4 protein-coding genes are annotated in these 4,712 nt (G+C 72.0%); 2 read left to right on the top strand and 2 right to left on the bottom strand.

Annotation, left to right across the window (positions count from 1 at the left end; genetic code table 11):
• Nucleotides 1-209: 209 nt before the first annotated feature.
• The gene (locus GA0115259_RS23960) at nucleotides 210-608 is read right to left on the bottom strand and encodes a RidA family protein (RefSeq protein WP_093600875.1); all 399 of its coding nucleotides are present in this window, start codon (nucleotides 606-608) and stop codon (nucleotides 210-212) included.
• Nucleotides 605-1,876 (bottom strand): acyl-CoA dehydrogenase family protein, encoded by a 1,272-nt coding sequence (locus GA0115259_RS23955; RefSeq protein WP_093600873.1) that lies wholly within the window; start codon nucleotides 1,874-1,876, stop codon nucleotides 605-607. The genes GA0115259_RS23960 and GA0115259_RS23955 overlap by 4 nt, the downstream gene beginning before the upstream one ends.
• A 99-nt stretch (nucleotides 1,877-1,975) precedes the next feature.
• Between GA0115259_RS23955 and GA0115259_RS23950 the strand changes: the two genes are divergently transcribed.
• On the top strand, nucleotides 1,976-3,658 hold the full coding sequence (locus tag GA0115259_RS23950) for an AMP-binding protein (RefSeq protein WP_093600871.1): 1,683 nt from the start codon (nucleotides 1,976-1,978) through the stop codon (nucleotides 3,656-3,658).
• Nucleotides 3,659-3,682: 24 nt separating this feature from the next.
• Entirely contained in the window at nucleotides 3,683-4,561 is an 879-nt protein-coding gene (locus GA0115259_RS23945; protein WP_093600869.1) for a PaaX family transcriptional regulator, read from the top strand.
• Nucleotides 4,562-4,712 lie beyond the last annotated feature (151 nt).

Genomic DNA, 4,712 nt, shown 5'->3' with positions numbered 1-4,712 from the left:
CACAAGGAACAGACCATCACCGGCGATCCCACCTACGCCACCGGCCCGCAGAGCGGCGGCACACGTCCCTGGGTCGAATGGAAGAACTGCACCCAGACCACACCCATCACCGCCTGATGCCCTGACGACGGACGTCGCCAGTCCGCCGAGGGCCGTCGGCCGTGCCTGTGCCCACGGGGGGACAGGCACGGCCGATTGTGGTGAACCGGTCAGGGCAGGACCGCGATACCGTCCAGTTCGACCAGCGCCTCCTCGTCCCAGAGCCGTACGACTCCGATCACCGCCATCGCGGGATAGTCACGGCCCGCCGACCGGCGCCAGATCGCGCCCAGTTCGGCCGCGTGGGCGCGGTAGTCCGCGACATCGGTGGTGTAGACGGTCACCCGGGCCAGCTCGTCCGGCGCGCCGCCCGCCGCCGCGAGTGCGGCCAGCAGATTGCCGAGCGCCCTCTCGAACTGGGCGGGAAGAGTCCGTCCTACGACCTTTCCCTCGCCGTCGAGTGCGGTCTGTCCGGCCAGCAGGACCAACCGTCCGCCGGTGGCGGCGACGGCGTGCGAGAAGCCGGTGGCCGGCGAGAGCCCGGCGGGATTGAGGCGCTCCAGACTCATACGGCTCGCTCCCCGACCGGCGCGGGCTCCGTACGCTCGGACCTCGTACACTCCGGATCCGCGCGCTGTTCCTTGTACAGCTCCTTGGCGATGATGGTGCGCTGGACCTCGCTTGCGCCCTCGTAGATCCGTGGCGCCCGCACCTCGCGGTAGAGATGCTCCAGCGGATGGCCGCGCTGGAGTGCGCCGGCGCCATGGAGCTGGACGGCGGTGTCGACCACGAACTGCGCGGTCTCGGTGGCGAACAGCTTCGCCATGGCCGAGCCGCGCGGCACATCGGGCGCGCCCGTGTCATACGCCTCGGCCGCCGCGTAGACGAGCAGCCGCGCCGCCTCCGTACGTGTCGCCATCTCCGCGACCTGGTGCGCGACCGCTTGCAGATCCTTCAGCGGGCCGCCGAACGCGGTGCGCCGCGCGGTGTGTTCGAGCGTGGCGTCCAGGGCGGCGCGCGCCATGCCCACGGCGAAGGCGCCGACGCTGGGACGGAAGAGGTTCAAGGTGTCCATGGCGACGCGGAAGCCATGGCCCTCCTCGCCCAGGACATCCTCACGTGTCACGGGTACGGCGTCGAAGACAAGAGCGCCGATGGCGTGCGGTGCGAGCATCTCGATCGCACTGCCCGTCAGTCCCGGACGGTCGGCGGGTACGAGGAAGGCCGTGATCCCTCGTCCCCGGGCGCCTTCGCTCCCGTCCGTGCGCGCGAAGACGGTGTAGAAGTCGGCCTCGGGAGCGTTGGAGATCCAGCGCTTCTCACCGGTCAGCAGCCAGCCGTCACCGTCCGGCTCGGCCCGTAGCGCGAGCGCCGCCGCGTCCGATCCCGCGCCGGGCTCGCTCAGCGCGAACGCGGCCACGGCGCGGCCCGCGCTCACCTCGGGCAGCCAGCGCGCCCGTTGACGTTCGGTCCCGGCCTGGGCTACGGGACAGGCACCGAGGCCCTGGAGCGCGAGCGCGGTCTCGGCCTCCGTACAGCCCTGGGCAAGGGACTCACGGAGCAGACAGAGCTCCAGCGCACCGGCGCCGCGACCGCGTTCAGCACCGCCACCGCCACCGCGCTCCGACACGCTCGCGCCGCCGCGCCCGGCCCGTCGTCCCTCCGCGCCCGTGAACAGCCGTGCCAGCAGCCCCAGTTCACCGAGCGCCGCGATCAACGGCCGGTTCACCCGGCCCGGTTCGCCCTTCTCGGCGAGCGGTCGCAGCCGTTCCACGGCGAGGGTGCGCAACTCGGCGCACCAGTCGGTCTGTTCCGGATCGAGTGAGAATACGGGCATCCGAGCCCCCACTTCCCGCGCGTCTATCGCGGACCGTTGACTGTCGTCATCCTCACGATACGCTCGATGGGCGACCCCACGACTACAAGGGGGCGAACCATGGAGCTGACGCCGTCGGCGCACAGAGACACCTTTCCGCGCGACCAGTTACCGCCGTCGGAGCAGTGGCCGCGGCTTCTTCCCCTCCCTCTCGCCCTTCCCGTCCCTCCCGAACCGCGGCTCGCGGGCCCGCTCAACTGCGCGGCCGAGCTGCTGGACCGTACGGCCGAGCGGTTCGGCCCGGACCGGCCGGTCTTCCGTACGGGCTCCGGTGAGGTCTGGTCGTACGGCGAGCTGCGTGAGCGCGTCGACCGGATCGCGCACGCGCTCACCTCCGATCTCGGCGTGGTGCCCGGCAATCGGGTGCTGCTGCGCGGTCCGACCACTCCCTGGCTCGCGGCCTGCTGGCTGGCGGTGCTCAAGGCGGGCGCGGTGGCCGTGACCGTACTGGCCCAGCAGCGGCCACCGGAGCTGGCCGCCATGTGCGAGATAGCCCGGGTCAGCCATGCGCTGTGCGATGTCCGGTCGATGGACGATCTGGTGGACGCGCGGGTGCCCGGGCTGCGGATCACCGCGTACGGCGGCGACGGAGCCGACGATCTGCTGCGGCTGGCCGAGGCCAGGACCGGACCGTACACGGCGGTGGAGACCGCACCGGACGATGTGGCGCTGATCGCCTTCACCTCGGGAACGACGGGCCGGCCCAAGGGCTGTATGCACTTCCACCGGGATGTACTGGCCGTCGCCGACACCTTCTCGCGCCAGGTGCTGCGGCCGGAGCCCGACGATCTCTTCGCGGGCAGTCCGCCGCTCGGCTTCACCTTCGGGCTCGGCGGACTGGTGATCTTCCCGATGCGGGCCGGCGCGTCCGCGCTGCTGCTCGAACAGGCCCGTCCCAAGGAGCTGTTGGCGGCGATAGCGGAACACCGCGTGTCGGTGCTGTTCACCGCGCCGACCGCCTACCGGGTGATGCTCGACGAGCTGGACACACGTCCGTACGACATCTCCTCGCTCCGGCGCTGTGTCTCGGCGGGCGAGAATCTGCCCGCCGCCACCTGGCACTCCTGGCACGAGCGAACCGGACTGCGGCTCATCAACGGCATCGGCGCGACCGAGCTGCTGCATATCTTCATCTCGGCGGCGGACGAGGCGATCCGGCCGGGCACCACCGGCGTACCGGTGCCCGGCTGGCAGGCGTGTGTCGTGGACCGCTCGGGCGCGCCGGTGCCCGACGGCGAGCCGGGGCTGCTGGCCGTACGAGGTCCGGTGGGCTGCCGCTATCTGGCGGATCCACGCCAGCGTGAGTATGTGCGCGACGGCTGGAATCTGACCGGTGACACCTATGTACGCGAGCCCGACGGCTACTTCCGGTATGTGGCCCGCGCGGACGACATGATCATCTCGGCCGGCTACAACATTCCCGGCCCCGAGGTCGAGGACGTACTGCTGGCACATCCCGATGTGCGGGAGGCGGCGGTGGTCGGCCGCCCGGACGAGATACGCGGCCAGATCGTCGCCGCGTATGTCGTCCTGCGGGACGGCATCGAGCGCGGCGAGGAGACCGCGCGGGGCCTGCGGGAGTTCGTCGGAGCGCGGCTGGTGCCGTACAAACGCCCGCGCGCGATCGTCTTCCTGGACGCCCTTCCCCGTACGCCCACCGGCAAGCTCCAACGCTTCCTGCTGCGCGGCGAGACCGTGGGCGAGGCCGTGCCCGAGGACCCTGTACGCCAGGGCCCGCAGTGATCAGCCAGGGCCTACAGTGATCACGTGGCCGAGCAGCACACTCCTCGCTCCCTGATCGTCACGCTGTACGGCGCGTACGGCCGCACACCGGACGGCGCGCCGCTTCCCGTGGCCGGGCTGATCCGGCTGCTGGGAGCCGTCGGTGTCGACGCGCCCTCGGTGCGCTCGGCGGTCTCCCGGCTCAAACGCCGTGGTCTGCTGCTCCCGGAGCGTACGGCGGAGGGTGCGGCCGGCTACCAACTGTCGGACGAGGCACGGCAGTTGCTCGACGACGGCGACCGCAGGATCTACGACCGTCCCGCGCCACGGCTCTCCGACGGCTGGCTGCTCGCCGTCTTCTCCGTACCGGAGGCCGAGCGCCACAAGCGCCATCTGCTCCGCTCCCGGCTGGGCAGGCTGGGCTTCGGTACGGCGGCTCCCGGTGTCTGGATCGCGCCGGGACGGCTGTACGAGGAGACCCGCCGCACGCTGCGACGGCTCCGGCTCGACGCGTATGTGGATCTGTTCCGCGGCGAGCACCTCGGCTTCGAGCCGACGGAGGAGGCCGTGGCCCGCTGGTGGGATCTGGACGCGATCGCCGCCCGGCACGAGGAGTTCCTGACCGCGCACGAACCGGTACTGCGCGCCTGGGAGTCCCGGCGCGCCGGGCCGGCGCGGGAAGACAGGACTGCGCCGGACACGGAGTCGGCGCGGGCGACAGAGTCCGCGCGGGACGCCTATCGCGACTATCTGCTCGCGCTGGACTCCTGGCGCCATCTCCCGTACACGGATCCTGGCCTGCCCGCCGAGCTGCTCCCGAAGGACTGGCCGGGCGAGCGCTCCGCCGAGGTCTTCGCCCGGCTGCACGCCCGGCTGCGCGACCCTGGGCTGGAGTTCGTACGAGGACCGCTCAGCGCAGAGTGAGACGCGGCCTGGGCGCGTCGGTACGGCCCGCCGGCGGCGGGCGGCTGCCCGCGCGGTACGGAGGCGGCCAGGGCGCGGCCGGTCCCTCGTAGCCCTGAGCGGCGGCGGCGTGCAGCGTCCACTGCGGATCGTGGAGATGCGGCCTGGCGGG

Source organism: Streptomyces sp. MnatMP-M17 (assembly GCF_900091995.1).
Lineage (GTDB): Bacteria > Actinomycetota > Actinomycetes > Streptomycetales > Streptomycetaceae > Streptomyces.
Note: the sequence above shows the minus strand (reverse complement) of the source record. Positions and strands in the feature narration are given on the sequence as shown.

Coding starts and splice junctions, on each gene's coding strand:
- GA0115259_RS23955 (WP_093600873.1), bottom strand. CDS start 1,876: ATGCCCGTATTCTCACTCGATCCGGAACAGACCGACTGGTGCGCCGAG.
- GA0115259_RS23950 (WP_093600871.1), top strand. CDS start 1,976: ATGGAGCTGACGCCGTCGGCGCACAGAGACACCTTTCCGCGCGACCAG.
- GA0115259_RS23960 (WP_093600875.1), bottom strand. CDS start 608: ATGAGTCTGGAGCGCCTCAATCCCGCCGGGCTCTCGCCGGCCACCGGC.